Origin of the sequence: Collinsella sp. LCP19S3_A7, assembly GCF_052121995.1 — a bacterium.
Lineage (GTDB): Bacteria > Actinomycetota > Coriobacteriia > Coriobacteriales > Coriobacteriaceae > Collinsella.
In genome coordinates, this window is the sequence record NZ_JBQKDE010000052.1 from 1 (window position 1) to 600 (window position 600).

1 protein-coding gene is annotated in these 600 nt (G+C 70.7%); it reads right to left on the reverse strand.

The window, feature by feature from the left end:
- Window positions 1-600, reverse strand: a 600-nt coding sequence (locus tag ACTQV3_RS09275; protein ID WP_441536326.1) for an ISL3 family transposase, incomplete at both ends; no start/stop codon positions are given.

Genomic DNA, 600 nt, shown 5'->3' on the forward strand with positions numbered 1-600 from the left:
GCCGAGCTCGACTGCGGCGATGATGTCGTCGCGCCGGCGGCGCACCTTCTTCTCCACGGCGACGACCTTGGCGATCTTGCAGTAGGCGGCCCTGTGCATCCAGTCGTCGAGCAGCTCGGCGGCCTCGGAGCCGTCGGCTGCCCGGAAGACGGCCCGCAGGTCCTCCTTGAGCTCCCAGGCCCTGACCAGCCGCGAGCCGGCCCTCTTCTTGAGCGCCTCGAGCCTCGCCCTCTGGCCGTCGGTGAGGTCCTCGGGGTTCTTCACGAGCGCGTAGCGGCTGCCCTTGATGGAGGCCGCCTCCTCCTCGAGCGCCCTGACCTCCTCGGGCGGCAGCTCGCCTTTGGCAGGCCTGCCGCGCTTGCCCTCGGGCCTGGGCCTGGCGGCCCTGGCGGCGTTCCACTCCTCGCAGCGCACGGCGTCGAGCGCGTCGTTCATCCACTGGACCACGTGGAAGGGGTCCATGACCCACCTCGCGTTGGGGCAGCGGCGCTTGACCAGCTGCCTTATCCACCTCGCGCCGTCGGCGGTCACCACCTCTATGGCGCGCCTCTGCTCGCGCGTGAGCTCGTCGAGGAACAGGTTGAGCACGTCCTTGCCGGT